The organism is Micromonospora sp. NPDC005161, from assembly GCF_053599855.1.
On the sequence record NZ_JBSFYQ010000019.1, the window covers coordinates 68649 to 95459 of the forward strand.

Consider the following 26811-nt stretch of genomic DNA (forward strand, 5'->3'; position numbering starts at 1 on the left):
AGACCCCTTCCTCGTCAGTGCTCAGGCGAGCGGGTGGCTGGCGAGGAACGCCTGCACCTCGTCGCGGCTCGGCATAGCGGACTGCGTGCCCTGGCGGGTCACCGCCACCGCGGCGGCGGCGTTGGCAAAGTGGAGGGCATCCGCTGGGGGGCGACGTGCGGCGAGGGCCATCGTGAGCGCGGCGACGAAGCAGTCACCCGCTCCGGTGGTGTCGACCGGACGCACCGGGAAGCCCGCGGCGGTGACGCGTTCGTCGCCGCGCAGCATCAGGGCGCCGTCGGCACCGAGCGTGACCACGACTGCGGCGGCGCCGCGGCCGCACAGGTGGACGGCCGCCGCCTCCACATCGGTACGGTCGGACAGCTCCCGCGCCTCGTGCTCATTGACGACGAGTACGTCCACGAGTGCCAGCAGTTCGTCGGGCAGGGGCCGCGCCGGCGCCGCATTGAGCACGACGAGTGCCCCGCACGCCGCTCCGCGGCTTAGAGCCGCCTCCACTGCCGACATCGGAATCTCGAGCTGCGCGAGCAGCACGTCGCACCCGTCGATCGCCCCGCCGCCAGCCGACACGGCTGCCTCGTCCACGCTGTCGTTCGCGCCGGGCACGACCACGATGGCGTTGTCACCGTCGGCATCCACCATGACCAGGGCGAGTCCCGTCGGCTCGTGGGCGTCGACGGCGACATGGCGGGCCGACACGCCGGCTGCGGCCAGCTCATCCAGCATCCTCCGGCCGTCGGCATCGTTCCCGACGGCGCCGACCATGTCGACCGTTGCGCCCAGCCGGGCGAGCGCTACAGCCTGGTTCGCGCCCTTGCCGCCGGCCGACCGACGCACCGCGGTGGCCTGCAGCGTCTGCCCGACCGGCGGGATTCGGGGCACCTCGGTGACGAGATCGGCGTTCAGGCTGCCCACCACGACAGCGCGGACACCGACCCGGTCACCCACGATCGCCGTCCTTCACGCCTCGGTTCCGGACTCGTACTCGCTGATGGCGGCGACCTTTTCTGCCGAGGCGGATCCGGGGTCGAAGCGGTAGCCCAGCCACTCCTTCGCCAGCCGGCGGGCGACCTCCAAGCCGACCACCCGCTCGCCCATGCAAAGCACCTGCGCGTTGTTGCTCAGCACCGCCCGCTCCACGGAGTAGCTGTCGTGGGCGGTCACTGCTCGGATTCCAGGGATCTTGTTCGCGGTGATCGCCACTCCGAGGCCGGTGCCGCAGATGAGCAGGGCCCGGTCGGCCCTTCCCTCGGCGATGAGCCGGGCCGCCGCCGCGGCAACGTGCGGGTAGTGGGTGTCCTCGTCCTGGTCGACGCCGAGGTCGATGACCTCGCTCACCCGGTCGTCGGCCCGCAGGTCCGCCGTCAGTTGCGTCTTGTAGCGCGCACCAGCGTCATCGCTGCCGAGCACAATACGTAGCTTGTCAGACATTGCCTTCTCCTTGCTTGTCACTGCTGCGCCGCAGCCGACGGCAGCCGTCCCGCCCTGCTTCAGTGCTCGTCTCCAAGTACGTCTGCGACCGCACGCAGGCACAGCGCCATCGACACCGCGCCGGGGTCCGGCGTGCCGAGGCTGCGCTCGGCCAGCGGGCGGGCCCTGCCCACCTGCGGCCACAGCGAGGCCGTCGCCTCGGCGGCACGCTCCGCCTCCCGGGCGGCCTCCGCCCATGCCGTGGCCAGTGGTTCACCCGCAGCCACCGCGGTGGAAAGCCACTCGGTGAAGGGCAGCAACGCGTCGAGCATCGTCTTGTCGCCGGGCTTGGCGCCGCCGGTGCTGATAAGGCTGACGTACCCGTCACGCACGCCGGCCGCCACGGTCGCCTCGTCAGGTCGTCCGGCATCGCCGACGCGTCGGCCCATCGCCGCGATCGCCGCGCCCCACAGCACCCCCGACGTCCCGCCCGCCTTGGACGCCCACGCGTCGCCTGCGGCGATGAGAAGGGAACCCGGGCCGGCTCCAGCGTCGAGGGTATGGCGTGCGGCCTGTACGGCGGCCGCGCTCCCCCGGACCATTCCCCGGCCGTGGTCCCCGTCTCCGGCGACGGCGTCGAGGCGGCCAAGTTCCTCCTCGGCCTCGCCCACGGCGTGTGCCATCGCCTCCAGGGCGGTGAGGGCGGTGGCCGCACATCTAAGGGCCGCCTCGTCGGCGGGCCGCTCCGAACGGTCCGGCACGATAGCCGGATCCCGCTCGCCGGCTATGGCGGTCGTCGCATCGGACGCGCGGCGGCGCTCGCCGGTCGCCCCGGCCACCGTTCCGGCCCCTTTCCGGTACGCCGGGGTGTCGGCCGGAGCGGACCATAGCCGCTCCAGTTCGTCGTCGAGCCACATCAGGGTTAGCGAGCAGCCCGCCATGTCAAGGCTGGTGACGAGCTCCCCCACCTCGGGTTCGACAACGTCGAGTCCGGCCTCGCGCAGCAGCCGGCTCACCGTGGCCCAGAGGATGAAGAGCTCCTCGTACTTTGTGCGGCCCAGCCCGTTCAGGATCGCCGTGACTCTCGTGCCGGCACCGTCCGGCTGCTCGGCGAGCACCCCGTTGACAAGCGTCCGGGCGAGGTCCGCCGCCCGGGGCAGTGCCTCGTCGGCGATGCCGGGCTCGCCGTGGATGCCGAGACCGAGCCCCATCCGGCCGGGCTCCACCATGAACAGCGGCTCCCGCGCGCCCGGCATCGTGCACCCGTCGAACGCGACGCCGAGGGTACGCGTGCGGCCGTTGGCGTGTTCCGCCACGCGTACGACGCCGTCAAGGTCGTAGCCCTCCTCGGCTGCCGCGGAGGCCACCTTGAACACCGTGAAGTCGCCCGCGATGCCCCGCCGCCGGGACCGTTCCGCCGCCGGGGCGCTGGCCACGTCGTCGGTGACGAGCACGTACCGCGCTTCGATCCCCTCGGCGGCGAGCCGCTGCACCGCCTGGTTGAAGTTCATCACGTCACCGGCGTAGTTGCCGGTGCTGAACACCACGCCGGCACCGCCGTCGGCGCCACGCCCAACCGACGCCGCATCGGCCGCCGATGGGGAGGTGAAGACGTTGCCGACGACAGCGCCATCGGCGAAGCCTGGCCCGACGATGCCGCAGAACGCGGGATAGTGGCCGGAGCCGCCGCCCACCACGACCGCCACCTTGCCGGGCCGGGTGGTGGTGGCCCGAACCACCCCGCCCGGCACCCCCGTCACGTACCGGGCGTTGGCGTCGAGGAAGCCCACCAGCATGTCGTCGGTGAAGTTCGCGGGGTCGTCGAAGATGCGGGTCATCTGCACTCCTTGAGGGGCGTGGGTCAGCGGGTCGTCTCCGGCGGCCGGCGACGTCAGCCGGGGATCAGGGAAACCTTGATCGACTTGGTGCCTTCGGCGACCAGGTCGAGCCCCTCCTGGAACTTGCTCAAAGGGAGCTGGTGGGTGCAGATCTTGTCCATCGGCAGCTTCCCGGACTCGAGCATCCGGATGGCCGCCGGCCAGCAGTGCGGACCCAGGTGGGCGCCCAACACGTCCAGCTCCTTGTCGTCGCTGATGATGCTCCAGTCGACGGTGACGTCGGAGCCGAAGACGCTGTACTCGACGTAGCGGCCGAGCTTGCGGAGCAGGTTCAGACCCTGTGCCACCGCCGAGGGATGCCCGGTGCCCTCCAGGTAGACGTCCGCGCCGTAGCCATCGGTGAGTTCCTTGATCAGCGCCACGGCGTCCTGCTCGGAGATGTTGATGGTCCGAGTGGCGCCGCACTGCTTGGCCAGTTCGAGCTTGGCCGGCGACATGTCCAGGGCGATCACCTCGGCCGGGAACTTCGCGGCCGCGCCGGCGATCATGCCGAGGCCGATGGGGCCGCAGCCGGCGACGACCACGACGTCCTCGAACTTGATGTTGGCCCGCTCGACGGCGTGCAGCGCGCACGACAGCGGCTCGGTGAAGGCGGCGTGGGCCGGGGGCAGGTCCTTGCTGATCTTGTGGACGAGCGCCTCCGCCGGGAAGACCATGTAGGACGCCATCCCGCCCGGGTTGCGGCGCTTGAACCCGTACATGTCGTGCGGCGCGCACATCCAGTACTCGCCACGGACGCAGTACCGGCACTTCCAACACGGCACGATCTGCTCGGACACGACGCGGTCGCCGACAGCCACACCCCAGCGCCGGGCGGCCTCATCGTCGAGCTGCACGATCTCGCCGACGAACTCGTGGCCCGGGATGACCTCGGTCTCGGCCCAGGCGGGCCGGTTGGCGTCGCCCCAGAATTTCGCAGCGCCGTGGTAGCACTTCAGGTCGCTGGCGCAGATGCCCACGGCCTCGACGCGGACGAGCGCTTCGCCCAGGCCCGGCTTCGGTACCGGCACCTCCTCCAAGCGGTAATCCTCCGGGCCGTGGCAGACGACTGCCTGCATGGTCTCGGGCACGGGTTGGATGCTTGTCGCGGTCATTGTGCTTCTCCTTCACCGAGGGGTGGGCGCGCACCGCCGTGGCGGTGGTTGCTGCAAGCTGAAGAGGCAAGGGATCGGGAGTGCGGTTGCTCATCGGCCGCAGTCGGCCTGCGCGCGAGCACCTCCCCGACGGCGGTGAGGATCAGTCCCATGGAGACAGCGCCGGCGTCAGGGGTGCCGACGCTTCGCTCGGCCAGCGGTCGCGCCCGGCCGACCCGCGCGCGCTGGGATGCGGTGGCGGCGCCGGTCTCGACAGCGACGGCGGCTGCCCCCCGCCACGCGTCGGTCAGGGCGGAGCCGGCATCGAGCCGCTCCTCAAGCTCGTCGACGAAGGGCAACAGCGCGTCGAGCATGGTCTTGTCGCCCCGCTCCGCTTTGCCGACCCGCTGGATCGTCGCCGCGCCGGCACACACGGCATCCCGCAGGCGTTCCGGCGTTACCTGGTCGGTGTTTCCGAGGGCGGCACCGACGGCGGCGAGGCTGACTCCCCACAGCAAGCCACTGGTGCCGCCGGCCTTGTCGCTGAACGCGTCCCCGGCTGCGGTCAGCACATCGCCGACCCCGCCGTCGGTCGCCTCGGCTGCCACCTGCGCCGCACGCAGGCCACGTACCATGCCGATGCCGTGGTCGCCGTCGCCCGCTACGGCGTCGATGCGGCCGAGGGCCTCCTCGTTCTCCACGACGACATCCGCCATCGCTGCGATGGCCCGCCGAGCGACGTCGGCGGCCGCCCGGGACGCGGCGCTTGCCTCGGCCGAACCACAGTCGCCGCGCTCGTGCTCTATCGCGCTGGCCCACCGTTCGTAGGCCGGCAGCACCGACGTTTCACCGCGACGGAAGGCGGCGGTGTCGGCCGGTGCAACCCAGTACCGTTCCAGCTCCTCGTCCAGCCACGTGACCGACAGCGAACAGCCAGCCATGTCGAGGCTGGTCACCAGCTCGCCGATCTCGGGCAGCACGGGTTCGATCCCGGCGGTGGCGAGCCGCCGCTGGACGTGTCGGTAGAGCACGAAGAGTTCCTCGTACTTGGTACTTCCCAGTCCGTTGAGGATCACCGCCGCCCGGCCACCGGCGCCAGCGGGACGCTCGGCGAGAACGGCTTCGACCAGGACCTTCGCCAACTCCTCGGCGGGCACCCAGGAGGCCGCCCGGATGCCGGGTTCGCCGTGGATGCCCAGGCCGAATTCCATCTGGTTCTTGTCGACGGAGAACAGCGGCTCGGCCCGCCCGGGCAGCGTGCAGCCGCCGAACGCGACCCCGAACGAGAAGGTGGCGGCGTTGGCCGAACGCATCACCCGCTCCACGGTGTCGAGGTCGCATCCGGTGTCGGCGGCGGCACCGCCGATCTTGTAGACGAGGAAGGTGCCGGCGATGCCACGACGCCGGTCGGCCTCGTCGGGTCCGGCAGAGGCGATGTCGTCGGTTACGTACACGTTGCGGCAGTCCACACCGGCCGCCCGCAGCCGCTCCTGTGCGGCGCCGAAGTTGAGCCGGTCCCCGGCGTAGTTGCCGTAGGACAGCACCACGCCGGCGCCACCGTCGGCTGCGCGGGCGACGCGGACGATCTGCTCGGCTGACGGGGACGCGAAGACGTCGCCCAACACGCAGCCGTCGGCGAACCCGGGACCAACCGTGCCGGAGTACGACGGGTAGTGGCCGGAGCCGCCGCCCACCACGAGGCTGACCTTTCCCGCTCGAGGTCCGCCCCGCCGGAGGAAGCCCGACGCCCCGGGCACCCGCTCGACATAGCGACCGTACGCCGCAGCGAAACCAGCGATCACATGGTCCTTGAAATCCGCCGGGTTGTCGTAGATGTGTGTCATCGCCAGGTCTCCTGCCCGCGTGTGCTCAAGGTGCGGCGGTACTGGTGGACCGTCATGAGGCCACCTCGTACCGGATGCCCGCCGCGTCCCACGCGGCCAGCACCTTCGGATCCGCTCCCGCGTCGGTGATGACGAGGTCGAACACGTCGAGCGGCACGATTTTGTGCAGGGCGACCCGGCCGAGCTTGCTGTGGTCGACCAGGAGGTACCGCCGGGTCGCGGCCTGCACCATGGCCCGTTTGAGGGCCACGATGCGCTCCTCCTGGTGGAAGGCGTCGGTCAGCGAGATCGCCGAGGTCGACAGGAACAGAGCGTCGGCCTGCAGGCCGGCGATCTGTTCGATGGTCTGCAGTCCCACAAAGGAGTCGTGCGGTACGTCGTAGACCCCACCCAGGCCGATGACGGTCAGGTCCGTCTCGGTGGCGAGCTGGCTGAGCCGGCGCAGGCCTTCCAGGAAGGTCGTCGCAACGTGCAGGGGCGCCCGCTCGCCCAAGCCTTCGATCATGTGCATGACCGTGGTCGAGTCGTCGAGAAGCACCGACATGCCTGCGTCGACGTGGCGCATCGCCGCTGCGGCGATGGCACTCTTCTCCTCGGTCCTGGACATCATCCGGTACGACATCTGGGACTCGAAGACCCCGGACGGCTGTGCGGTCACCCCGCCGTGGAAGCGGCGCACGATCCCACGTCGTTCCAGTTGTTCGAGGTCGCGGTGGATGGTCATGATGCTCACGTTGAACGCGCTGGCGAGTTCCTGTGGAGAGCAGGAACCCTCCGCGGCCACGCGCTCGGCAATCTGCCGTTGCCGCGTCTCCGTCTTGCGCTCGCGCTGACGGACTGTTCCCTGGGCGTTGGACCGGGCGTTGTTCATGTGGTGTCCCTTGCAGGGCCGGGGGTCGGTCATGGGCTGGCAGCGTGCACCGGCAATTCGCCGTGTGCCGCTTCGACAAGCTCCATCTTGATGGAGGTCATCTGCCGGGGCCCACGACCGACCCGTCGACGCGTCGTCGGAAGGGCCCGTCGGACCGCCGGATCAGCCGGCGACGACGAAGTTGTTCAGCTTGTCCGCGTTGTCCTTGATGACAAGCACGCAGTCCAGTGCCTGCTTCTCCTGGGCCGCACCGGTCTTGCCGTTCTTGAGGAACTGGTCGGCCTGCTGCACCGCGAGCGTGGTGCCCTGGACGATGGGCTGCAGCACGGTGGCCACCATCTCCCCCGCCTTGACGGCGTTGACCGCGTCCTGGTTGCCGTCGAACCCGAGAACCTTGATCTTCGACAGCTTGCCGGCATCCTTGAGTGCCTGGATCGCGCCGAGGGCCATCTCATCATTGCCGGCCACCACGCCGGTGATGTCGGGGTGCGCCCGGAGCATGACCTCCATCTTCTGCTTGCCCTCCGCCCGGTCCCAGTTCGCGGTCTCCCGCTGCACCGACTTCAGGTCCGGGTACTGGGCCAGCACCTCGGCGTAACCGTCGGAGCGGACCTTGGCGTTGTTGTCGGTCGGGTTGCCGAAGAGCTCGACGTACTTGCCCTTGCCGCCCATGGCCTTGGCCCACTCCTGAGCACCTACGGTGGCGCCCTGAGCGTTGTTAGACACGATCTGGGACTTCGCGATGCCCTGCTCGGCGATCTCGGCGTTGACCAGGAACACCGGGATACCGGCGTCAGTGGCCTTCCGCACCGCCCCGACGCTCTCCTTGGCGCCGGCCGGGTCGAGGATGATCGCCTTGACCTTCTTCGAGATGGCCCCGTCGATGAACTGGTTCTGCTTGTCGGGGTCGTTGTTGTGGGCGTCGACCGTGGTGTCGTACCCGAGCTTCTTGGCCTCGGCGACCGCAGTGTCGACCTCGGCCTTCCAGTACGGGTTGGAGGGGTCGACCGTGATGACGGCGATAGTTCCGCCTGCCTTGTCGCCGCTGGAGCCGGAGCCGGAGCCGGAGCCGCCACAAGCGGCGACGCCGAAAACCACCGCCATCGGCAGGGCGAGCAGGGCGAGTCTGCGCTTCATCGAACACCTTCTTTTTCGAGGGACGGGGGATGGGGGATGGACGACTGTGAACGGGTGGAACGACGTCACCGGGCACCGGCCAGTGCCGGGTCGCCGGCAGTGGACGTAGGGTCGGCCGGCGGGTTCGGGGCGGCGGCGCGCTTGAGGTCGCGGCGCTTCTGCAGCATCTGCTGGATCTGGTCGACAGCGACGGCGAGGATGATGACCGCCCCCTTGATCACCTGCTGCCAGAAGACGGACACCCCGACCAGGACGAGACCGTCGACGAGGAAGCCGATGACGAAAGCGCCGATGAGTGTTCCCCGGATCGTGCCTCGGCCACCGGAGAGGGCGGCGCCGCCGATGACCACCGCTGCGATTGCATTGAGCTCGTAGAATTCGCCGCCCCGCGGGGTGGCTGCCGGCAGGTCGGCGGCGAGCAGCAGACCGACGGTGCCGGCGCAGAAGCCGGAGATGACGTAGATGAGGACCTTGACCCGCCGCACCGGTACGCCGGACAGTTCCGCCGCTCGCTCGTTGCCACCGGTGGCGTAGAGCCACCGGCCGAACGCGGTGCGGTTGAGCACCAGGGAGAACACGATGGCGAAGACGACCATCAGCCACACCGGCATGGGAATGCCGAGCGGGGTGCCGGCGAGGACCGGGATGAAGCCTCTGTTTCCCAGGGTCTCCTCACCGCGCAGCTTGGTGAAGGTCTCCCCGTTGGTGATCAGCAGCGCGATGCCACGGGCGACATAGAGCATGCCGAGGGTGGCGATGAACGGCGCGACGTTCAGCCGGGCGACCAGCAGCCCGTTGACATAGCCGACCAGGGCCCCCACCGCCAGCGAGACCAGGATCACCACCCACACCGACGGGTAGGCGACCAGGTCCGAGAAGGGAACGTTGGAGCCCTGCAGCAGATAGCCGGCCATCACGCCGGACAGGCCGACGGTGGAGCCGACCGAGAGGTCGATGCCGCCGTTGAGGATCACCATCAGCATGCCGATGGCCAAGATCGCGTTCATGGCGACGTGCCGGGTCATCAGGATGAGGTTGTCCGGCTGCAGGAAGTTTGACGACAGCGACGAGAAGACGATGATGATGATCGCCAGCGCTACCAGGGCCCGTCCCTCGACGAGCAGCTTGTTGAGGTTCACCCGACGGCCGAGGATCCGAGGGCCGGTGGCGGCCTGTGTGTCGCTCATTCCGATGCTCCGATGTGTAGGGCCTCAGGCTCGGGCTCGCCGGAGGCGGCCATGACTTCCTCTCGAGTGGCGGTGCCCGGGTCGAACTCCCGCACGATGCGGCCCTTCGACATGACGACCAGCCGATGCGAGGCGGTCAGCGCCTCGCTGATCTCGGACGTCGCGTACAGCACGGCGAGACCCTTGCGCGCCTCGTGGAACAGCAGGGCGAAGATCTCGCCCTTCGCTCCGACGTCGATGCCGCGGGTGGGCTCGTCGAGCAGCAGGACCTTGGGCCGGGTCATCAGCATCTTGCCGATGACGACCTTCTGCTGGTTGCCGCCGCTGAGGGAGGTGAGCGGGGCACCCGGTCCGGCGGTCTTCACCCGCACCTCCTTGATCATGGTCTGGACGTCGGCGTTCTCCCTGCGGCGGGAGACAAACGTGCGTTTGACCATGGACAGCAGGCTGGACAGCGACATGTTCGCCCCGACGGACATGAGCTGGACGAGACCGTCGCGCTGGCGATCCTCGGGGACGAGCCCAATGCCGCTGGAGATCCGCTCCTCGATCGAGAGTCGACGCAGATCCCGGCCTTCCAGGAGCGCCCGGCCGGCCGCGATGGGCTGCCGCCCGGCAAGCGCTTCCAACAATTCGGTACGGCCTGCGCCCATCAGACCGTAGAGGCACACGATCTCTCCGGCGCGCACCTGCAACGAGACGTCGTTGACTGCCAGCCGACCGCTGGCGTCCGGATCGGGTACCCGGACGTTCTCGATGGAAAGGGCGACCTCCCCGTGGCCGCGCGGCTCGCCGGTGAAGTCGTACTCGGCGGCGCGCCCGACCATCTTGGACACCACCCAGGGCAGGTCGATGTCGGCCGCGTCCTTCTTGGCGACCAGCGCCCCGTCGCGGAAGACCACCGCGTGGTCGGCGATCTCGATCGCCTCCTCAAGGTGGTGGGAGATGTAGACGATCGCCACGCCCTGGGACTTCAGCTCGCGAATGACCTTGAACAGGACCATGACCTCGGCCGCGCTCAACGCTGATGTCGGCTCATCCATGATCAGGATTCGAGCGTTGGTGGCGAGGGCCCGTGCGATCTCCACCACCTGTTGCTGGCCGAGGCGCAAGTCAGCCACCAGGGTGGTGGGTGCGATGTCCTCCTCCAGCCTCGCCATGAGCTCTCGGGTGATCTCCCCCTCGCGCGCGTAGGCCACGCCACCACCGCGCGAGCGCAGCTCGCGCCCGACGAAGATGTTGTCCCGGACGTTCAGGTTCGGACAGAGGTTGAGCTCCTGGTGGATGATCGAGATGCCGCGGTCGACCGCCTGGGTGGTCGACCGCAGGTCGACAACCTTGCCGTCGAGTTCGAGGTGGCCGCTCGTCGGCCGCTCGACGCCGGAGAGGATCTTCATCAGCGTGGACTTGCCGGCGCCGTTTTCACCAAACAGAACGGTGACTTTCCCACGTCGCACCTCGAAGTTGACGCCCTTCAGCGCTCGGGTGACACCGTATGTCTTGGTGATGTCGACCGCGCGCAGCACCACGTCGTCGTCCATGCCGGGAGACGCGTCACCGGGTACCGAGGACGCGCTGGGCGCGATCACGACCGCGCCTCGATTTCGACCGGCTGGATGACGAAGGATTTCGGCGGTCCCCCCGTCGACCAGGCTCCGTAGACCGTCACTCGCTTGCCCTTCAGCGACGCCGGGTCGATCTTGGCGAGCACGTCCTGCTGCATCCGGAGCTTGAACTGGTTGGCCACCGACTGGTAATCACTCTGGCCTGCGAAATCACCAAACTTGATGGTTCCAGTGGCGTCCCGGACCGGCGTTCCACTGAGGGCCGGCCCCACCGGGACGCGAACCGCGGTACTGTCCGGCACGCCGGAGACCTTCAGCTGCATGAAGTTCTCATCGACCTGGTCCACCGTGCCGGTCACCTTGACCGGAATGGCGTAGGAACCACTGCCCAGGTCCTGGCCGTACTGCTTGCCGGCGGCCGCAGGGTCCGCTTCGACGGCCGGCGCCAGCACCTCGAGGTCCGTTGCCTTCTCCTTGATTGCGCCCGCGACCTCGGGAAATGCTTTCGCAGCGTAGCTTTCCACATTGAACGGTGCCGGGTTCAGCTCCGCCGCCTGCTGGGGCGAGAGGAACTTGGTGTCGAGCGCCGCCGCAACCAGGAGGGCAGCAATGACGGCGAGACCCACGAGCCTTTTCATCGATCTCGACCGATGTCCGTTCTCGGAACTCATACAGTCACCTCAAATCGGGGGTCGCCACAGGGGCGGCGAGCGTGTGGGGAAACGCCCAAGAAGATCTGTGATGTTCGCAGCCTAGGATGTGAACTCTTGGAGCACAAGTGTTAAGCCAGGATTTCTCGGGGACACCTGCCGGACGCCTGCCCGGTCTTTCGGCGGTAGATTTTGCCCGTTTGATATGGAACCTGACCTCGCCCCAATCCTGACGGGGTGGCCGGGTCCGGCAGCCGCCTCAGGGAGACCTGTGACTCGACCAGGCCAAGTTGCACAGGGGGCGGGTTGCCGGCTGGGCGGAAGCGCCGACTGCGTTCGGGGTATCGCGGGTTGCCCGTCGCCTCGCGGCACCCTCCCCTAGACGGCGACGGCAAGACGGTCAACGACGGCGCCTACCCTCGTCTGGGCCGCCTCCCCTACGAGCGCACCAACGACCTTGTGAGCTTGGTGTGGCACCGTTCCCGCGCTGAGCGGCGCGGACTGCCGCCACCAGACCCACCAAATTCGCTGCCGTCGCTGCCAGATGTCGGTGAGGACGAAGATCCGCTGCGGTCCTGGCCAAGGCAATGGCGGCCATCCGTACGCGTCGCGCGACGCTGCTGGTCGAGGTCCCACGAGGTGCACGACATAAGCGGGGGTGTGACCCCTGCCAGCCGGACACCCCGGATTCCTGTCAGTCGCGCAGTACCGCTGACGGCGCCGTTGCGTTATCGGATGGGCGGACGTGTTGAACCCGGGTCGGGTCCGCGGTCAGATCGCTTGGGCGAGTTCGGTGAACGCAGCGGCGACCTGCGTGGTCGGCGGCGTGTCGATGGCGAGTTCGTAGTGGCCGCGTCGGAGGTTCTGCAGGAATGCGTGTCCAGCGATGATCACCTGCGCCGTCTTGTCCGTTCGTAGCCCGCGCATCGGTCTCAAACGGTGTTTCAACCGGCTGTGATCGGCTTCGATCGGATTGTTCGCGTACCGTTGAACGCGGTGCCACGCGGACGGGATCAGCTCGTCGAGCACGCCTGGGGTAGACCGGCGCGGCATCCGTGACCACCTCGTTGGGCGTCACCTTCAGCGTCGACAGCGCTCGTCGGAAGAACCGCCGGGCTGCACCGGCGTCCCGGCGGGTCGAGACGAGCACGTCGATGACCTGCCCGTCCTGGTCGACCGCCCGGTACACGTACCGCCACATCCCGTTGACCTTGACGTACGTCTCATCAACGAACCACCTGTCGCCCGGCGAGTGGCGGCAGAATCGGGCGGCGTCGGCCAGCAGCGGCGTGAACCGCTGCACCCACCGGTAGACGGTGACGTGATCGACCTCCACGCCACGTTCAACCAGCAACTCCTCAACATCCCGATAGGACAGGTTGAACCGCAGATACCAGCGCACCGCGACCACGATCACCTCCGGCGGGAACCGAAACCCGGCGAACGCCGACTTCGGAGGCAGCCACGAGCCAGGCCAGGTCGATGACTTCACTGCTCAAGTTTGCCTCGATCTTGGCGACGCTCAACGCAACGGAGCCCCATGAGCACATGGGCCGCGCCAACCGTCCGGCCGGCAACCACCCGGTTCGACGACACTGCGACGGCCTCGGCCAACACCTGGCCGGCGCGATAGAAGTAGATCCGCCACATCAGCACGGACGAGAAGAATGTGATCACCAGGGCCGCCGTTGCAGCGACCGTGGCGGGGTGGTTGGCGTAGGTGAGGCCTATCGACACCACCGTCTCGCCGAGCGCGATCAGCAACAGTTGCCCGTAGCGCTCGGGGAGGTGTCGGCTGCTGGCCATCGCCCACGCGCTGGTCGTTGTTCGGCGCAAGCCGGGTATCGGCCAGTTGAACCGCGCCACGATCATGTCGACGGTGATGGCGATCAACCACAGCACGATTCGATTGGATCCCTGCATCACCGCTCCGGCGAGCCAGATCACGCCGGTGACGCTCGCCCAGATGGCCAGGCGGGTGTAGAGCGCCCGCACGTTCTCGTGCTCCCGTAACAGCGGCCGGAGCAGCAAGGGGCGTCCGATGTGCAGCAACACGTACACAACGGCGAAGGAGGCGCCGCGTGCCTCGAACTGGTACGGCAGGGACGTCGACATGATCAGCAGGCCGAACGCGCTGACCAGGACCAGTAGCTGAATCCAGCGGTTGCATATGTCGAACCGGCTGGTTATGTACGCGGTAGCCGTCCACAGCCAGAGCAGCGGCAGGGCCAGAAGGACCGGGTACAGCAGCGACAGCCAGCGCGAGCCCACGTTGTCGGAGAGAAGGTCCGGCACCATCCAGCTGACGACCCAGGGCGAAGACCAGCACCAGGTCGAAGAACAGCTCCAGGAAGCTGGCCTGGCGGGCATCCTCCTCGCCGCGCAGGATGCCCCCGGCCTGCGCCGGCTCCGATGATCGCCCCACCCGCCCATGGGGCGCCTACTCGAAGTGGGCGATCTGGCAAACGTGTCCGTCCGAGTCCTTCCGCTGTCTGCCGGACCGCCGCCGGGGGGCGGTCGCCGGATCCTTCGTGGTCTCGACTTCCCCGCCACTAAGGGCGGTCCCGCGGCACCCGAACCTTCCGTCGTCTACCGCGAGTCGCTCATCGGAGCGCTGTACCTCGACAAGCCCGACGAGCTGCGCGCCTACGAGGACGCCTGGAAGGGCATAGCAGCCTTGGCGCTCAGCGACGGAGAATCCAGAGACATGATCAAGAGGATCGTCGGGGAGCTGCAGCATGACTGACCTGACCGGCGCCATCTGGCGCAAGAGCACCCGCCGCGGCGGCAACGGCGGCGACTGCGTCGAGGTCGCCGACAACCTCCCCGGCCTTGTCGCCGTACGCGACTCCAAGGACACCACCGGGCCCGCCCTGACCTTCGCCCCACAGACCTGGTCTGCATTTCTTGCCGCTGTCCGCGGAGGAGGACTTGTTGACTGATCCCGGCGGTCGCTGTCGGAGCGACGCGAGGCAACTGGGTCAGGTTCCCTCGGAGCGGTGCCGCTTCTGATTCCTCGTCGCCCGGTACGCCTCGACCGCCTTGCGGGAACTTCGCCAGATGCCGTCCGACCCCTGTACTGCGTCCAGACGCCCGCGCTGCGCAGCCTGTCGCAACGCCGGAAGGCTGAACTTCGTTGTCACCAGGGCCGCGAGCGGCACGAGGCGGGCAGGGCCGGCGACGTTCGGCACGATGAAGCGGTTCAGGTTGTCATACATGGCACGAGCGATGAGTTCTCCCAGCGCACCGTAGTCTCCGACGTCTGCCCTCTGCATCGCGGCGAGGTAGGCGTCACGCTGGCGCTTGAAGATGATCACGGGCGGGTAGCCGAGGCGTACGAGGATCAGGTTGAGCAGCAGCCGCCCCGCACGCCCGTTTCCGTCGATGAAGGGGTGCGCCCGCTCGAAGTCGTTGTGCAGCCGGGCGAGTTCCTCCGGCAACGGCCGATGCAGCGGACCGCCGGCCGCGAGACGCTCCCCGGTCGTGCAGGCGTCCTCGACCCATTGGTCGACCTGCGCCGGCACCAGGGGCCATGCTGGCGGGGCCATCCCGGCGGAGAACGGATGGATATCGTGCTGCCTGAAGCTTCCCGGCCCTTCGCTGCCGGTAGCCTCGGGGTGAGGTTCAACGTCCCAGACGGGAGTCATGGCGGTGTGATGGACCTGGCGGACCTCTGTGACGCTGACCAGGCGACCATCGTGCCATCCGTCGGGTTCGAGCGCCTGGCTGTAGACCCAACGGGCGGCGTCCGCATAGCCGCGGACCTCGTTGTACTCCCTCAGCGGCTTCGACCCGACGGCCCGGCCCCGTTCGAGCAGCGCCTGCACCTCACGCAGCACGAGCGTGTTGCCCTCCAGTGCGGTGGAGTGGTGGGCCTCCTGGTGCCAGATGTCTTCCCAGATCGTCTGGGCCTCCTTCGGGCTCGGGAGGCCACCGAGACGCTGGTTCAGTTCGCCCAACGCCTGATCGAGACGCAGGTAGACGGTGGACCGGCTTGGACGCCCTCTACCGACCACGCACACCTCTTCTCAGCTATCCGCCGTTCCGATATCGATGAACGAAACTTGTCATAGGATTTCGGCGGCTAATTAAACTTATCAAGTTCTGCGAGTCGGTGAGCGAAGGCGCGCAGCAGGAGTGGACCTTTCCCCCACCCACTTCGCCAAGGTCATCGATTCAAGTTCTCGCAGACTGACCCAGCTCTGCCTTGCAGACAGCAATCTGCCGGCGGCAGTGTCGTGCCAGCTCGCGGTCGCCGCCCGGTTGCTCAAGGTCTCGGGTCAACGCGATGAACTCGGCCAGGGCCTCGCGGTAGGCGCCGGCCATCTCGTGGAGGTTGGCCAGGTCCAGCCGGAGCCCGATGATCTGAGGATCCAGTGGGCTCGCTCCACGACTGAGACTTTAGACGGGGTGACGGGACCACCTGGATCCGCTTCGGAGGGGAACGGGCACCGGTCAAGCGGCGGAATCGTCACCGCCGCAGGCGCCGACGCTCTACCCATTCGATCTTCAGGCTGGGCCCTGACCCCCTTGATCTTGAATGTCGTACCCCTGCGGCACGATGTGCGCCATGACGACGCACCACCCGAACCCCCGGCGCCTGGTGTACGGCCACGCACAGATGCACGACTGCCTCGCCTTCGCCGACGCCGACACTGCCCCCGCGGAGGCCGAGGAGATCAAGGCGCTGGCCTCCGCCCGCACCTGGGGCGAAGCCCGGCAGGTTCAGACCACCCACCTGTGGAACCCCGCGGGCCCGGAGTACCACGACCCCGAGGACGGGTTCGCCGACGACAAGCCCTTCAGCATCAACGAAGTTGGTGCGGTTGCGGAGGGAGACTGGCCCCCGATGGTCACGGAGCGGGCGTTCGAGCTGCTACCGCAGGACCTGCAGGCCCGGTTCGGAGGACGCGAGTTCACGGCCCTCAACGGCGACATCCTCGAGATCCCGCTCGACCACGAAGCCGAGCTGGTGGCCGACTTGCGCCAGCGCGGCTACGAGGTGACCCGCGACGACGATCTCATCAACGTCCTCGACGGCCGCAGCTTCAGCCCCCTCGGCTGAAGCGGCCCAGGCAGGGACACCGCAGCGGCCAGGCACCCTGCGCCCGGTCGAGGCAGTTTCGACCTCGGCCGGGCTGCGGCGCCTCAGGGCCACGGAGCTGATGATCGAATGTAGACGAGTCGGCGCTTTGTGCGGCATTGCCCTGGGGGAATTGGCAGGATGGCGCCATGGCCACGGTCGCTGTGATCGGTCTGGGTGAGATGGGTAGCCGGATGGCGGGCCGGCTGCTCGATGCCGGCCATGACCTCGTTGTCTGGAACCGCACGCCGCAGAGGACCAGCGATCTTGTGGCGCGTGGCGCGGTCGCTGCCGACAGTCCGGAACAAGCTGCCCGCCGGGCCGATTTGGTCATCACCATGCTGTCCGACCCGGCCGCGCTGCAAGAGGTGGCCGAGGGCCCGCAGGGCATCCTCGCCGGTGCTACCGCGTCGACGACGCTCGCTGAGATGTCCACGGTCGGGCCGTCCGCGGTGCGACGGTTGGCCGCGATGCTGCCGGATGGCGTTGGCCTGCTCGATGCGCCGGTGCTGGGCAGCGTCTCGGAGGCCGAGTCGGGTTCACTGCGGATCTTCGTCGGTGGGCCGGAGCCGCTCGCCCAACGGTGGATGCCCGTGTTGGGCGCGCTTGGCTCGCCGATACATGTCGGGCCGCTCGGTGCCGGCGCTGCGGCCAAACTGGTCGCCAATTCGACGCTCTTCGGAGTGCTCGCTGTTCTCGGTGAGGCGCTCGCCCTCGCCGATGGGCTTGGACTGCCGCGTGACACGGCGTTCGAGGTCTTGTCCGCGACCCCCGTCGGCTCGCAAGCGGATCGGCGACGACCGGCAATCGAGTCCGACCAGTTTCCACTCCGGTTCGCGCTGTCACTCGCCCGTAAGGACGCCAACCTGGTCGTGTCGGCCGCCGAGTCGGCAGGAGTCGAAATGCCGGTCGCGGCGGCCGCGCGGCAGTGGGTCGCGTCAGCCCAGGAGGCCGGCCTTGGCGACCGGGACTACTCGGCCGTGATCGCGCACATCACCGACGCTGCCCGATCAGCCTGAGACCTGGCCGTGCGGCAGGCCCGTCCGGTGACCGTTGAACTCGCGGGGCAGCAGGCAATGCCAGATCGAGCCGCCAGGTTCAGCGTGGTCGACTCAGCCACTCCCAGGCGCGGCGGAGGCCCACCTGCACCGGGTCGTCACCCGCGCCCTCGACCTCTCTGGCCGGCGTGTCCTCGCCCGGCTCGTGCATCTCGCCACCGGGCACCGACAGCACGACCCCCCGCTCGTACAGGTCGGCGATCTGCTCCCGGTGGGCGAAGCGGTGGGAACCGTACGGCTTCGGCGGGGCCACGATCACGCCGTGGAAGATGTCGGAGCGTTCGTCGGTGAGCACGTGCTCGACCACGCCGACGGGTGCCGAGTCGACGTCGTAGACCCGGGTGCCGACGGCGAGCGCAAGGTACGAGACCTTCGCGCCGAGATCCTCCACGGCGTTCACGGTACCCGCCGCCTGATCACCACGGGCCTGATCACTCGTAGTCGAGCGGACGCCAGGGCAATGCGCGGCCGGCCCACACCACCGTCCCGTTCACGTCGTACGCAGCCAGTCGAGGGTCTTCATCGTGGAGAGGCTGGTCGCCTTGAGGCCAGCGGCGGAGACGGTCCAGAGCACTCCGTCGATCACCAGTGACCGGCGGATCGGCGTGAACCCATCGGTACGCTCGGTGCCCACTGTGTGGTCGATCCTGCCGATCTCGGTGAAGCCGCCGTCGTCGACCCGCAGAGCCACGGCGACGTTGCTCGGCATGCCCTTGCCGTAGACGGTCAGTGGGGCCACGACCAGGCGTTCGGCCGGCCAGTAGAGGAAGGCATGCGGGTCGAATTCCGCCTCGGAGTGCCCCTGCTTGACGTGATACTGGGCGATCCGGGTCGGCTTGGCCGGATCGCCGACGTCGAAAAGTGAGAGCTGGGTGCCCTGGACACGGCCCTGGTCGGACGCCTCCTGCCCGACGCCGAGCAGCCGTCCTTCGCCGGCCGGGTGCAGGTACGCCGAATACCCGTTGATCTTCAGTTCGCCGCTCACCTTCGGCGCCCCCGGATCACGCAGATCGACGGTGTAGAGCGGGTCGGTCCGCCGGAAGGTGACGACGTACCCGGTGCCGCCGACGAACCGTACCGCGTATATCCGCTCCCCCTTGCCCAGCCCGGTGACCTTGCCAACCTGGGTCAACGCCGTGCCGTCGGCGCGCAGGACGTACACGCTGGACGTCGAGTTCGGCTTGTTGCCCCAGGTACGGCCACTGGTGGTGGCCACTCGCAGGTGACCGTCCCACTCGGACATGGCGTACTGGTTGATGAGCCAGCCCGGTACGGACGCGTCGGCAACGTACCGCGGGGCACCCGCGCCCGAGACGTCGAACTGATAGATCTCGGTGGTCTCGTCCTTGGGATCGGGTGCGATGTTCCGTTCGGTCAGCATCGGCAGCACCCGCCAGCGCTGGTCGTTGGCGACGTACAGCCGGGGTCCGTTGCTGTAGACGGTGTCGCCGTCGGCGATCACGGTGACCGGGTCGCCGGCACCGAGCGTGGCCGCACCGAGGTCGAAGCTGAGCACGGTCACGAGCGACGCGCCGGAGTAGGCGGCCGGCCGGCTCACCCGTTCGCAGCCGACCCGTCCGGTGCTGGTGCGCCCGCCGGAGGTGACCTCGTACCGGGGCAGCCAGTCGTCGGCGGTCGCGTTGTCGATGATCTCGCGGTTGGCGGCGGTGCGCTGCTCATCGGTGGCCCGTTGCCGGTACGGGAAGTTCAGCCGGGGCGCGGATCGGACCACGACCCGGACCGTCGTGCCGACCTGTCGGGCGTCCACCAGATTGCCGTCGATCCGGTACTCGCCGATGATCTTCGGCTCGCCGGACAGGTCGACCATGATCAGCCGGGGGCCGACGATGCCGTCCGGCGTCGGGCCGTCCGCGACGCGCCCGCCTCCCCCGCGGACGGCCGGTTTCGCGATCCCGGCCCACCCGTCGCGGAGCAGCACCAGCGCCCGGTCACCGTGCAGCAGCAGGTCGTCTTCGGCCCCGCCGAACTGATCGGCACCCGGTGCCAGCTCCAGCTCACCGGTCAGCCGGCGGGTGGTCGGGTCGACCCCGTACAGCGTGCCGTGCTGCACGGTGACGATCCGCTTGCCGTCGGTCTTGACCAGGTCCGGTTCATCAGCCCCGGCCTCGTGGGTGTTGGTGCCCGAGTAGCTCTTGGGCGCCGCATCCGCCCGCCCCGCAGTGGCGGGCCCGGCGGCCTGGTCGACGCCGCCGAAGGTACGCATGTCCCCGTTCGGCCTGAGCCCCCAGGGCCCGACGTACGCCCTGGCAGCCGTCTTCAGCTGCCGCAGCGCCTCCGGGCAGGAGTCGAACGCGACGAGCCGGAACCCGCCGGCCGGCGCCGGCCGGTCCCGTGGCGGCACGGGGACCGGCTCCGCCGTACAGCCGGTGACCAGCGCCAGGCCGGCGACCAGGGCCAGCCCCATGATGCGAGCTGGAGTCATGACTCGGGGGACGCCGGTGGCGGCCGTTGGCTGGGGTACGTGGGCGCTGCTACGCGTCATGCCCCCTACGACGTGGTCGCCCCGGCCTGGGTTCCCGGCATGCAGACCTCACGCCGAGTAATTGACCCGGGGGTGCGAGTGTCGGTCGCACCACCGCGTGGGCCCGGCGAGGCCGGCCCGGCCGGCACGGCACCTTGTCGCGAAGGATTGAATGATGGTTCAATCCTTGCGTGGCGTACCGAAGCACCGAGCGGGTGAAGGCTCGGCTGAGCGCCTCCCGGGAACGGATCATCGCCGCGGCATTGGGAATCATGGCCGAGCACGGGTACGCCGGCTGCTCGGTCGCCGCCGTCGCCGAGCGGGCCGGCGTGGCGACCGGCAGCGTCTACCGCCACTTCCCGACCAAGGCCGACCTGTTCGCCGAGGTGTTCCGCACGGCCTCCCAGCGCGAGGTGGACGCGGTCGCGCGCGCCGCAGCGCTGGAGACCTCCGCCGCCGAGCAGATGGCCGCCGTCGTCGAGACGTTCTCCGGCCGCGCCCTGCAGTCCCCACGGTTGGCGTATGCCCTGCTCGCCGAGCCGGTCGACCCGGCGGTCGACGCCGAGCGGCTCGTCTTCCGCCGCGCGTACGCCGAACTGATCGCCGGGTACGTCGCGGCCGGTGTGGCGAGCGGCGAACTACCTCCACAAGATCCAGAGCTGACCGCGACCGCGCTGGTCGGTGCCCTGGCCGAGGCCATGGTCAGTCCGCTGGCCGCCGGGGTCGCCGGCCCGGAGACCATCCCCGCCCTGATCGCCTTCATCCACCGCGCGCTGGGAGTATCGCCGTGACGACACACGAGGTCTTCAACCAGGTTCCCCCGCTCGCCGGCTACGACGCCGCGGACGACCCGGCACTGCTCGACGGGCTCGAGCGGGAGGGCGCCGGCTGGGCCACCGCCGAGCTGCACGAGCTCGGCCGCCTGGGCGGCGCCGAGCAGGCCAGCGAGTACGGGCGGCTGGCCAACGAGCATCCGCCGGTCCTACGCACCCACGACCGCTACGGCCATCGCATCGACGAGGTGGAGTTCCATCCCGCCTGGCACGAGCTGATGCGCACCGCGGTCACGCACGGCCTGCACGCCGCACCGTGGGCGGATGCCCGACCGGGCGCACACGTGGCCCGGGCCGCCAAGTTCTACACATGGCGGCCCGACGCCGGCCACGGCTGCCCGATCTCGATGACCTACGCGGCAGTGCCGGCGCTGCGGCACAACCCGGAGCTGGCCGCGCGGTACGAGCCGCTGCTCGCTGCCACGACGTACGACTTCGGGCTGCGTCCGCCGCTGGCCAAGCAGGGGCTGCTGGCGGGCATGTCGATGACGGAGAAGCAGGGCGGCTCGGACGTGCGCGCCAACACCACCACCGCCCGCCCTGAGCCGGACGGAACCTACCGGCTCGTCGGGCACAAGTGGTTCACGTCGGCGCCGATGTGCGACATCTTCCTCACCCTCGCCCAGGCACCGGACGGAATCACCTGCTTCCTCGTCCCGCGTGTCCTTCCCGACGGCACCCGCAACCCGATGCGGCTGATGCGTTTGAAGGACAAGCTCGGCAACCGGTCCAACGCCTCGGCGGAGGTCGAATACGAGCAGGCGGTCGCCTGGCGTCTCGGAGACGAGGGCCGTGGCGTGCGCACGATCATCGACATGGTCAACCTGACCCGCCTCGACTGCGTGATCGGCGCGGCGGCCGGGATGCGCCAAGGCGTGATCACCGCCGTCCACCACGCCACCCACCGGCAGACCTTCGGCCGGTACCTCATCGACCAGCCACTGATGCGCAACGTGCTCGCCGACCTCGCGGTCGAGTCCGAGGCCGCCACCGTCCTCATGATGCGCCTCGCCGGAGCGACCGACCGATCCGCGCGCGGCGACGCCAGCGAGACCGCGTTCAAACGGCTCGCCCTCGCCGTCGGCAAGTACTGGGTCTGCAAGCGCTGGCCGGCACACGCCGCAGAGGCCCTCGAATGCCTGGGCGGCAACGGCTACATCGAGGAGTCGGGCATGCCGCGGCTGTTCCGCGAGTCGCCGCTGAACTCGATCTGGGAGGGCTCCGGCAACGTCGCCGCACTGGACGTCCTGCGCGTTCTCGTCAAGGAACCCCAGGTCATGGAGGCGTTCCAGGCCGAGCTGAGCGCCGCTGCCGGCACCGACGCACGGCTCGACGCCGCGGTCCGCCAGGTGCGGGCCGACCTGTCCGACCTCGACGACCTCGAACTGCGGGCGCGGCGCGTCGTCGAACGGCTCGCCCTGGTGCTGCAGGGCTCCCTGCTGGTGCGGCACGGCCACCCCGCCGTCGCCGACGCCTTCTGCGCGTCCCGGCTCGGCGGCGACCACGGCCAGGCGTACGGCACCCTGCCGACCGGCGTCGACTTCGCCGCGATCATCTCCCGCGCCACCCCGAAGGTGAGCTGACAGAAACCTCCCCGGTGGCCACCACCGTCCGGACCGGTGTCGGCCACACCAGACGCGGCGGGGTGCCGGCTGGTCAGCCGGACGTCCGCCGCCGGCTCTCGGTACCCAACGTCAGGTCGCCGGTCGAACGATGGCAAGGAACAGGGCCAGGGCGACGGCCTGGATGCCGGCCACGGTGATGATCAACGCGGTGATCGAGTAGTCGTAGAGGGCGCCGGTGAGCAGCCCACCGACCAGGGTCGCCCCACCCAACCCGGCGGCGAAGATGCCGTAGGCGGTGCCCCGCCGAGCGGCGGGGACGATGTCGGCGATGGTCGCACGCATGGTCGATTCCTGAATGCCGAGCACGGCGCCCCAGGCCAGGACCCCGGCGACCGCGGTCGCCGGGGTGGTCGTGAAGGCCGCCAGCGGGATCAGGGCGGTCAGCACAGGTACGGCGGCCAGTACCCGGACGCCGGCCCGGTCGTACAGCCACCCCGAGGCCAGCGCGGCGAGCGCGTCGACGCCCATCGCGGCGGCGTACACGACCGGGACCACCGCCACGGGTACGACGTGCCGGGTGGCGAGGTGGAAGCTGAGCACCCCGAAGGTGGCGTAGCCGGCCGTGGTCACCGCCGTGAACGCCAGATAGGTCCAGAACACGCGGGGTAGCCGGCCGCCCGGCGGGGCGGGCGGCGCGCCGGGTCGAGGTTCCGGTTCGAAGCGACGCGGATCGGGCACGCCGGCGCGTAGCCACAGCAGCACGAGCATCGCCGCCACAGCGGGTACGGCCAAGGCGAGGAACGCGGGCCGGTAGTTGTGAGCGGTCGCGGCCAGTACGGCGGCGACCAGCAGCGGCCCCGCCACGCCGCCGGCCTGGTCGAGCGCCTCATGGACGGCGAAGCCCTTGCCGCGGCCGACTGCCGCAGCGGCGTGCGAGAGCATGACATCTCTCGCCGGGCCGCGGATCGCCTTGCCGGCGCGCTCCGCGACGAACAGCGCCGCAGCCAGCCACAGTGCGGTGGTCAGCCCGAGAGCGGGCACGGCGACCATGGTCACGGCATAGCCGACCAGGACGAGCGGCCAGTAGGCGCGGGTCCGGTCCGCGAGGGGTCCGGTGGCCAGCCGCCCGGTCAGGGCGGTCGCCTCGCCAGCGCCGGTGACCAGCCCGACGACGGTCGCGGATGCGCCGACGGTGGCCAGGTAGGGGCCGATGACCGACCGGGCGCCCTCGTACACCACGTCCGACAGCAGGCTGACAACACCGAAGGCGGTCACGAACCGCCACGGCGTCCACCTGATGGTGAGCGCGGTGACTCTCACCCGTGCAGTCTGGCCTACCGGCAAGCTGGCCGGGCGTGGATCTGCAACGCCGACCCGCGCCATAGTCAACTACCCGCCCATGAATGGGCGGGCTTGTAGATCAAGCCTCTCGCTGGCTGCGAGGTGATGCCACGTGCGGGCGGTTGACTGCGCCCCAGCCCTCGACACCGCGCTCGGCGATGTTGAGAGCCGCATTGTGATCGGCGTGGGCAACGACCCCGCACGACCGACAGGTGAAGGTTTCCTGGTTAGGCCGGTTCCGCTTGTCGCGGTGCTTGCAGCCGTGGCAGGTCTGGGAGGTATACCGCGGGTCGACCTGGACCAGCGGTACACCAGCTCGGCGGGCCTTGTAGGTAAGGAACCCGCCGAGCTGGTGAAACGACCACGAGTGGAGCGTGACCCGTTGGGGCTTTCTCAGCCGGACCCGCTCACGGATCCCCGTCAGTTCTTCGACGGCGATACCGCGACCGGTGCGTGCAGCCTCGGTCACAATGGTCTTGGCGATGCGATGGTTGACGTTCGCGGCGTGCCGCGCTTCCTTCTTGTTACGTCGGGCCAGAAGCCGCTTGGCCGAAGTGCTGCCCTTCTGTTGCAGCCGAGCCCGCAGCCGCATCTGGCGGCGGCGGTAGCCGTTGAGCCGGGTGCCGGCGTAGCGGGTACCGTCGGAGTTGTAGGCGATGTTGACGATGCCCATGTCCACGCCGAGGAAGCCGTCCGGTTCGTACGGCGGCGCCTCGGGCACCTCGATCGAGGCGTACAGGAACCACATCCCGTCGCGGTGCACCAGGTCGGACTCGCCGATCACGCTGGTGGCGACAGCCTTGAGCTGGGCCGGCGAGCCGGTGTATGCCATGCCTCTGAGCCGGCCGGTGGTGGTCCAGATGGACACCGTCCGAGCGTCGTGCTGCCAGGACAGCATCCGGGCGTCGTAAGGCTGGGCGGCGTCCCACCGAAACCGGATCGGGTTGGCCTCGACCCGCCTGCGCCGATTCGAGCCGGGCTTGCCGTACCGCCCGGCCTTGAGGTTCGCCGTCAGGGTGGTGTAGGCGTCGGCGACCTTCTTGATGACGTGCTGTGCCGCCTGGGCACCCAACCCGTAGTCGGCCTTGATCCCGGCGTAGACGTGCTTGCGCAGGTCGTAGTTGCGGTACACGGCCGACTCGCGGGCCACGATCGCCACGTCGCTGGCCGCCTGGTTACACGCGCGCAGGGTCGCCCCCAGCGCTGCCGCATGCCCGGGCGTCGGCAGGAGTTTCACCTGCACAACCAGCTTCATGCGATCACAGTAGCAACTGGTCCATGTCACCTCGATGGACCATGTGGTTCTTCGCGCCGCCGAGCGCCTGCACCCGCTTGCCGTTGTGCGTTCCGGTTTCGTAGACGTACCGGGCGATCGGCGTCGACCCGACGAACGAGACCGCCTTGACCTCCGGATGCTCGAGGATCCGGTCAATCAACCGCCTCCTTGTCGCCGTGCACGACGTTGAACACGCCATCCGGTAGCCCGGCCTCGGCGAAGAGCTCCGCCAGGAAGTTCGCCGCGGAGGGGTCCTTCTCGCTCGGCTTCAGCACCACGGTGTTGCCGCAGGCGATGGCGTTGGGCACGAACCACAGCGGCACCATCGCCGGGAAATTGAATGGGGAGATCACCCCGACCACGCCGAGCGGCTGCTGGATCGAGTGCACGTCCACCTTGGTCGAGGCGTTCTCGCTGAACCCGCCCTTGAGCAACTGCGGGATGCCGCAGGCGAACTCCACCGCCTCCAGCGCACGCTGTATCTCGCCCGCCGCGTCGGAGAGCACCTTGCCGTGCTCGGCGGTGATGATCTCGGCGAGGTCGGACTTCCGGGCGTTGAGCAGTTCGCGGAACGCGAACATCACGTTCGCGCGTTGGGCGAGGGAGGCGTTGCGTCACCGGGAGAAGGCTTCGCGGGCGGCGGTGACCGCCTCGTCGACGTCCGAGGCGCTGGCGAAATCGACCTTCCCGCCGACCTGACCCGTCGCGGGGTCGTACACGTCACCCGTGCGCTGGGCGATGCCGGTCCATGCCTTGCCGCCGATCCAGTGCGTGATCCTCATGCCGACACCGCCTCAATTGCCTCAGCGAGGATGCCCAGCGCCTCGTCGGCCTCGTCCTCGGTGAGCGTCATCGGCGGCGCCAGCCGGATCACGTTGCCGTGCGGGCCGCCCTTGCCGACCAGCAGTCCGCGACTGCGCGCTTCCTCCAGCAGGGCGGCTGCGGCCGCGGGATTGGGTTCGCCGCCCGCGTGAACGCCCCGACCACCGGTTCGGATACTTCCCGCGTGACATCATCGAAGCCGCGCCGGGCCTGGTCGGAGGTCTTTCGCCGCAGCCGCATCTCGCCCTACGTGTTCGTCGTCGCCGAGGACGCCGCGAAGGAGGTCGACCGGGTCGTCGCCGGGCTCGGGCTGCCTGAGGCGTCCTCGAACAGCCTGTTCGACAACGCCCACTGGGCCACGCCGCTGCTCGACGGCGCCGTGGCGCGGCTGCTCACCTACGGTTGGTCCACCCTGCCGAGCGGCACCCGGGTATACGGTCACCGGCCGTTGCGGCTGCTCTGCCACTTCATGGACCTCCAGCCGCCCACCCGCGCGCTGTCCGGAGAGCGGTCGGTGCCGGAGGTGGACCAGTTGCTGGCCGACCTCGACCGGCAGCGGCAGGCCGATACCGCGGCGCTGCTCGCCCAGGCGGGTATGGCGATGGCCAACGATCCGCAGGAGGTCCTGGCGGCGGTTCGGACGCTCCTCGGCGACGAGGCGATCGGCACCGTCGCCGAGGCTAGCGTCTAGCTCCATCGGTGATACATCACCGGTC

The 26811-nt window shown here is 69.2% G+C and carries 23 protein-coding genes and 2 pseudogenes; 7 read left to right on the plus strand and 18 right to left on the minus strand.

All coding sequences use genetic code 11. The annotated features are described in order from the left end of the window. Positions 1 to 21: 21 nt before the first annotated feature. The 12 genes and pseudogenes from rbsK to ACWD5O_RS19515 form a co-directional block, all read right to left on the minus strand. Positions 22 to 918, minus strand: coding sequence for a ribokinase (gene rbsK / locus ACWD5O_RS19460; RefSeq protein ID WP_450086110.1), 897 nt, complete (start codon positions 916 to 918; stop codon positions 22 to 24). A 42-nt stretch (positions 919 to 960) separates the two neighbouring features. Beyond that, a complete protein-coding gene (locus ACWD5O_RS19465) occupies positions 961 to 1431 on the minus strand; it encodes a ribose-5-phosphate isomerase (RefSeq protein ID WP_328414918.1) in 471 nt (156 codons plus the stop codon). Between the two features lie 59 nt (positions 1432 to 1490). After that, the gene (locus ACWD5O_RS19470; protein WP_450086111.1) at positions 1491 to 3248 is read right to left on the minus strand and encodes a dihydroxyacetone kinase family protein; all 1758 of its coding nucleotides are present in this window, start codon (positions 3246 to 3248) and stop codon (positions 1491 to 1493) included. Positions 3249 to 3301: 53 nt separating this feature from the next. Next, positions 3302 to 4402, minus strand: a complete 1101-nt coding sequence (gene eltD / locus ACWD5O_RS19475; protein ID WP_450004831.1) for an erythritol/L-threitol dehyrogenase — start codon at positions 4400 to 4402, stop codon at positions 3302 to 3304. Next, positions 4399 to 6225, minus strand: coding sequence for a dihydroxyacetone kinase family protein (locus ACWD5O_RS19480; RefSeq protein WP_450086112.1), 1827 nt, complete (start codon positions 6223 to 6225; stop codon positions 4399 to 4401). The genes eltD and ACWD5O_RS19480 overlap by 4 nt, the downstream gene beginning before the upstream one ends. A gap of 52 nt (positions 6226 to 6277) precedes the next feature. After that, entirely contained in the window at positions 6278 to 7129 is an 852-nt protein-coding gene (locus ACWD5O_RS19485) for a DeoR/GlpR family DNA-binding transcription regulator (RefSeq protein WP_328414910.1), read from the minus strand. 129 nt (positions 7130 to 7258) lie between these two features. Further along, entirely contained in the window at positions 7259 to 8233 is a 975-nt protein-coding gene (locus ACWD5O_RS19490; RefSeq protein WP_450004834.1) for a substrate-binding domain-containing protein, read from the minus strand. 65 nt (positions 8234 to 8298) lie between these two features. After that, a complete protein-coding gene (locus ACWD5O_RS19495; RefSeq protein ID WP_450004835.1) occupies positions 8299 to 9420 on the minus strand; it encodes an ABC transporter permease in 1122 nt (373 codons plus the stop codon). Continuing rightward, positions 9417 to 10961, minus strand: coding sequence for a sugar ABC transporter ATP-binding protein (locus ACWD5O_RS19500; protein ID WP_450086113.1), 1545 nt, complete (start codon positions 10959 to 10961; stop codon positions 9417 to 9419). Before ACWD5O_RS19500 ends, ACWD5O_RS19495 begins: the two co-directional genes overlap by 4 nt. Positions 10962 to 11005: 44 nt before the next feature. Next, on the minus strand, positions 11006 to 11656 hold the full coding sequence (locus ACWD5O_RS19505; RefSeq protein WP_450086114.1) for a DUF2291 family protein: 651 nt from the start codon (positions 11654 to 11656) through the stop codon (positions 11006 to 11008). A 750-nt stretch (positions 11657 to 12406) separates the two neighbouring features. Next, positions 12407 to 13097, minus strand: a pseudogene (locus ACWD5O_RS19510) (IS6 family transposase). 26 nt (positions 13098 to 13123) lie between these two features. Then, positions 13124 to 13933, minus strand: coding sequence for a low temperature requirement protein A (locus ACWD5O_RS19515; protein WP_450086115.1), 810 nt, complete (start codon positions 13931 to 13933; stop codon positions 13124 to 13126). 133 nt (positions 13934 to 14066) lie between these two features. On the opposite strand from ACWD5O_RS19515, the gene ACWD5O_RS19520 reads away from it, so the two are divergent. Together ACWD5O_RS19520 and ACWD5O_RS19525 are read left to right on the plus strand one after the other, a co-directional pair. Beyond that, positions 14067 to 14381: a Scr1 family TA system antitoxin-like transcriptional regulator gene (locus tag ACWD5O_RS19520; RefSeq protein ID WP_450086116.1), complete on the plus strand. Its 315-nt coding sequence runs from the start codon at positions 14067 to 14069 to the stop codon at positions 14379 to 14381. Then, a complete protein-coding gene (locus ACWD5O_RS19525; protein WP_450086117.1) occupies positions 14374 to 14577 on the plus strand; it encodes a DUF397 domain-containing protein in 204 nt (67 codons plus the stop codon). Before ACWD5O_RS19520 ends, ACWD5O_RS19525 begins: the two co-directional genes overlap by 8 nt. A gap of 39 nt (positions 14578 to 14616) precedes the next feature. Here the strand turns inward: ACWD5O_RS19525 and ACWD5O_RS19530 are convergent, their stop codons facing one another. Further along, the gene (locus ACWD5O_RS19530; RefSeq protein ID WP_450086118.1) at positions 14617 to 15594 is read right to left on the minus strand and encodes a Fic family protein; all 978 of its coding nucleotides are present in this window, start codon (positions 15592 to 15594) and stop codon (positions 14617 to 14619) included. Positions 15595 to 16205: 611 nt separating this feature from the next. Here ACWD5O_RS19530 and ACWD5O_RS19535 point away from each other — a divergent pair. Together ACWD5O_RS19535 and ACWD5O_RS19540 are read left to right on the plus strand one after the other, a co-directional pair. Beyond that, a complete protein-coding gene (locus ACWD5O_RS19535; protein ID WP_387322016.1) occupies positions 16206 to 16700 on the plus strand; it encodes a hypothetical protein in 495 nt (164 codons plus the stop codon). A gap of 167 nt (positions 16701 to 16867) precedes the next feature. Next, positions 16868 to 17737: an NAD(P)-dependent oxidoreductase gene (locus ACWD5O_RS19540; RefSeq protein WP_450086119.1), complete on the plus strand. Its 870-nt coding sequence runs from the start codon at positions 16868 to 16870 to the stop codon at positions 17735 to 17737. A gap of 79 nt (positions 17738 to 17816) precedes the next feature. Here the strand turns inward: ACWD5O_RS19540 and ACWD5O_RS19545 are convergent, their stop codons facing one another. Both ACWD5O_RS19545 and ACWD5O_RS19550 read right to left on the minus strand, forming a co-directional pair. After that, entirely contained in the window at positions 17817 to 18167 is a 351-nt protein-coding gene (locus ACWD5O_RS19545) for a hypothetical protein (protein ID WP_354967410.1), read from the minus strand. A 99-nt stretch (positions 18168 to 18266) separates the two neighbouring features. Further along, on the minus strand, positions 18267 to 20219 hold the full coding sequence (locus ACWD5O_RS19550) for a beta-propeller domain-containing protein (protein ID WP_450086120.1): 1953 nt from the start codon (positions 20217 to 20219) through the stop codon (positions 18267 to 18269). 230 nt (positions 20220 to 20449) lie between these two features. Between ACWD5O_RS19550 and ACWD5O_RS19555 the strand changes: the two genes are divergently transcribed. Both ACWD5O_RS19555 and ACWD5O_RS19560 read left to right on the plus strand, forming a co-directional pair. After that, positions 20450 to 21049 carry a TetR/AcrR family transcriptional regulator gene (locus tag ACWD5O_RS19555; protein WP_450086121.1) on the plus strand — a complete coding sequence of 200 codons (600 nt, stop codon included), beginning with the start codon at positions 20450 to 20452 and terminating at the stop codon, positions 21047 to 21049. After that, the gene (locus ACWD5O_RS19560; protein WP_450086122.1) at positions 21046 to 22674 is read left to right on the plus strand and encodes an isovaleryl-CoA dehydrogenase; all 1629 of its coding nucleotides are present in this window, start codon (positions 21046 to 21048) and stop codon (positions 22672 to 22674) included. The genes ACWD5O_RS19555 and ACWD5O_RS19560 overlap by 4 nt, the downstream gene beginning before the upstream one ends. A 111-nt stretch (positions 22675 to 22785) precedes the next feature. On the opposite strand, the gene ACWD5O_RS19565 is transcribed toward ACWD5O_RS19560, so the two are convergent. From ACWD5O_RS19565 to ACWD5O_RS19575, 3 genes and pseudogenes are all read right to left on the minus strand, one after another. Then, entirely contained in the window at positions 22786 to 23976 is a 1191-nt protein-coding gene (locus ACWD5O_RS19565; protein WP_387322006.1) for an MFS transporter, read from the minus strand. Between the two features lie 100 nt (positions 23977 to 24076). Next, a complete protein-coding gene (locus ACWD5O_RS19570; RefSeq protein WP_387322004.1) occupies positions 24077 to 25252 on the minus strand; it encodes an RNA-guided endonuclease InsQ/TnpB family protein in 1176 nt (391 codons plus the stop codon). 19 nt (positions 25253 to 25271) lie between these two features. After that, positions 25272 to 26055, minus strand: a pseudogene (locus ACWD5O_RS19575) (aldehyde dehydrogenase family protein); the annotation flags it as partial. Positions 26056 to 26279: 224 nt separating this feature from the next. Between ACWD5O_RS19575 and ACWD5O_RS19580 the strand changes: the two are divergent. Continuing rightward, positions 26280 to 26786, plus strand: a complete 507-nt coding sequence (locus tag ACWD5O_RS19580; protein WP_450086123.1) for a hypothetical protein — start codon at positions 26280 to 26282, stop codon at positions 26784 to 26786. Positions 26787 to 26811 lie beyond the last annotated feature (25 nt).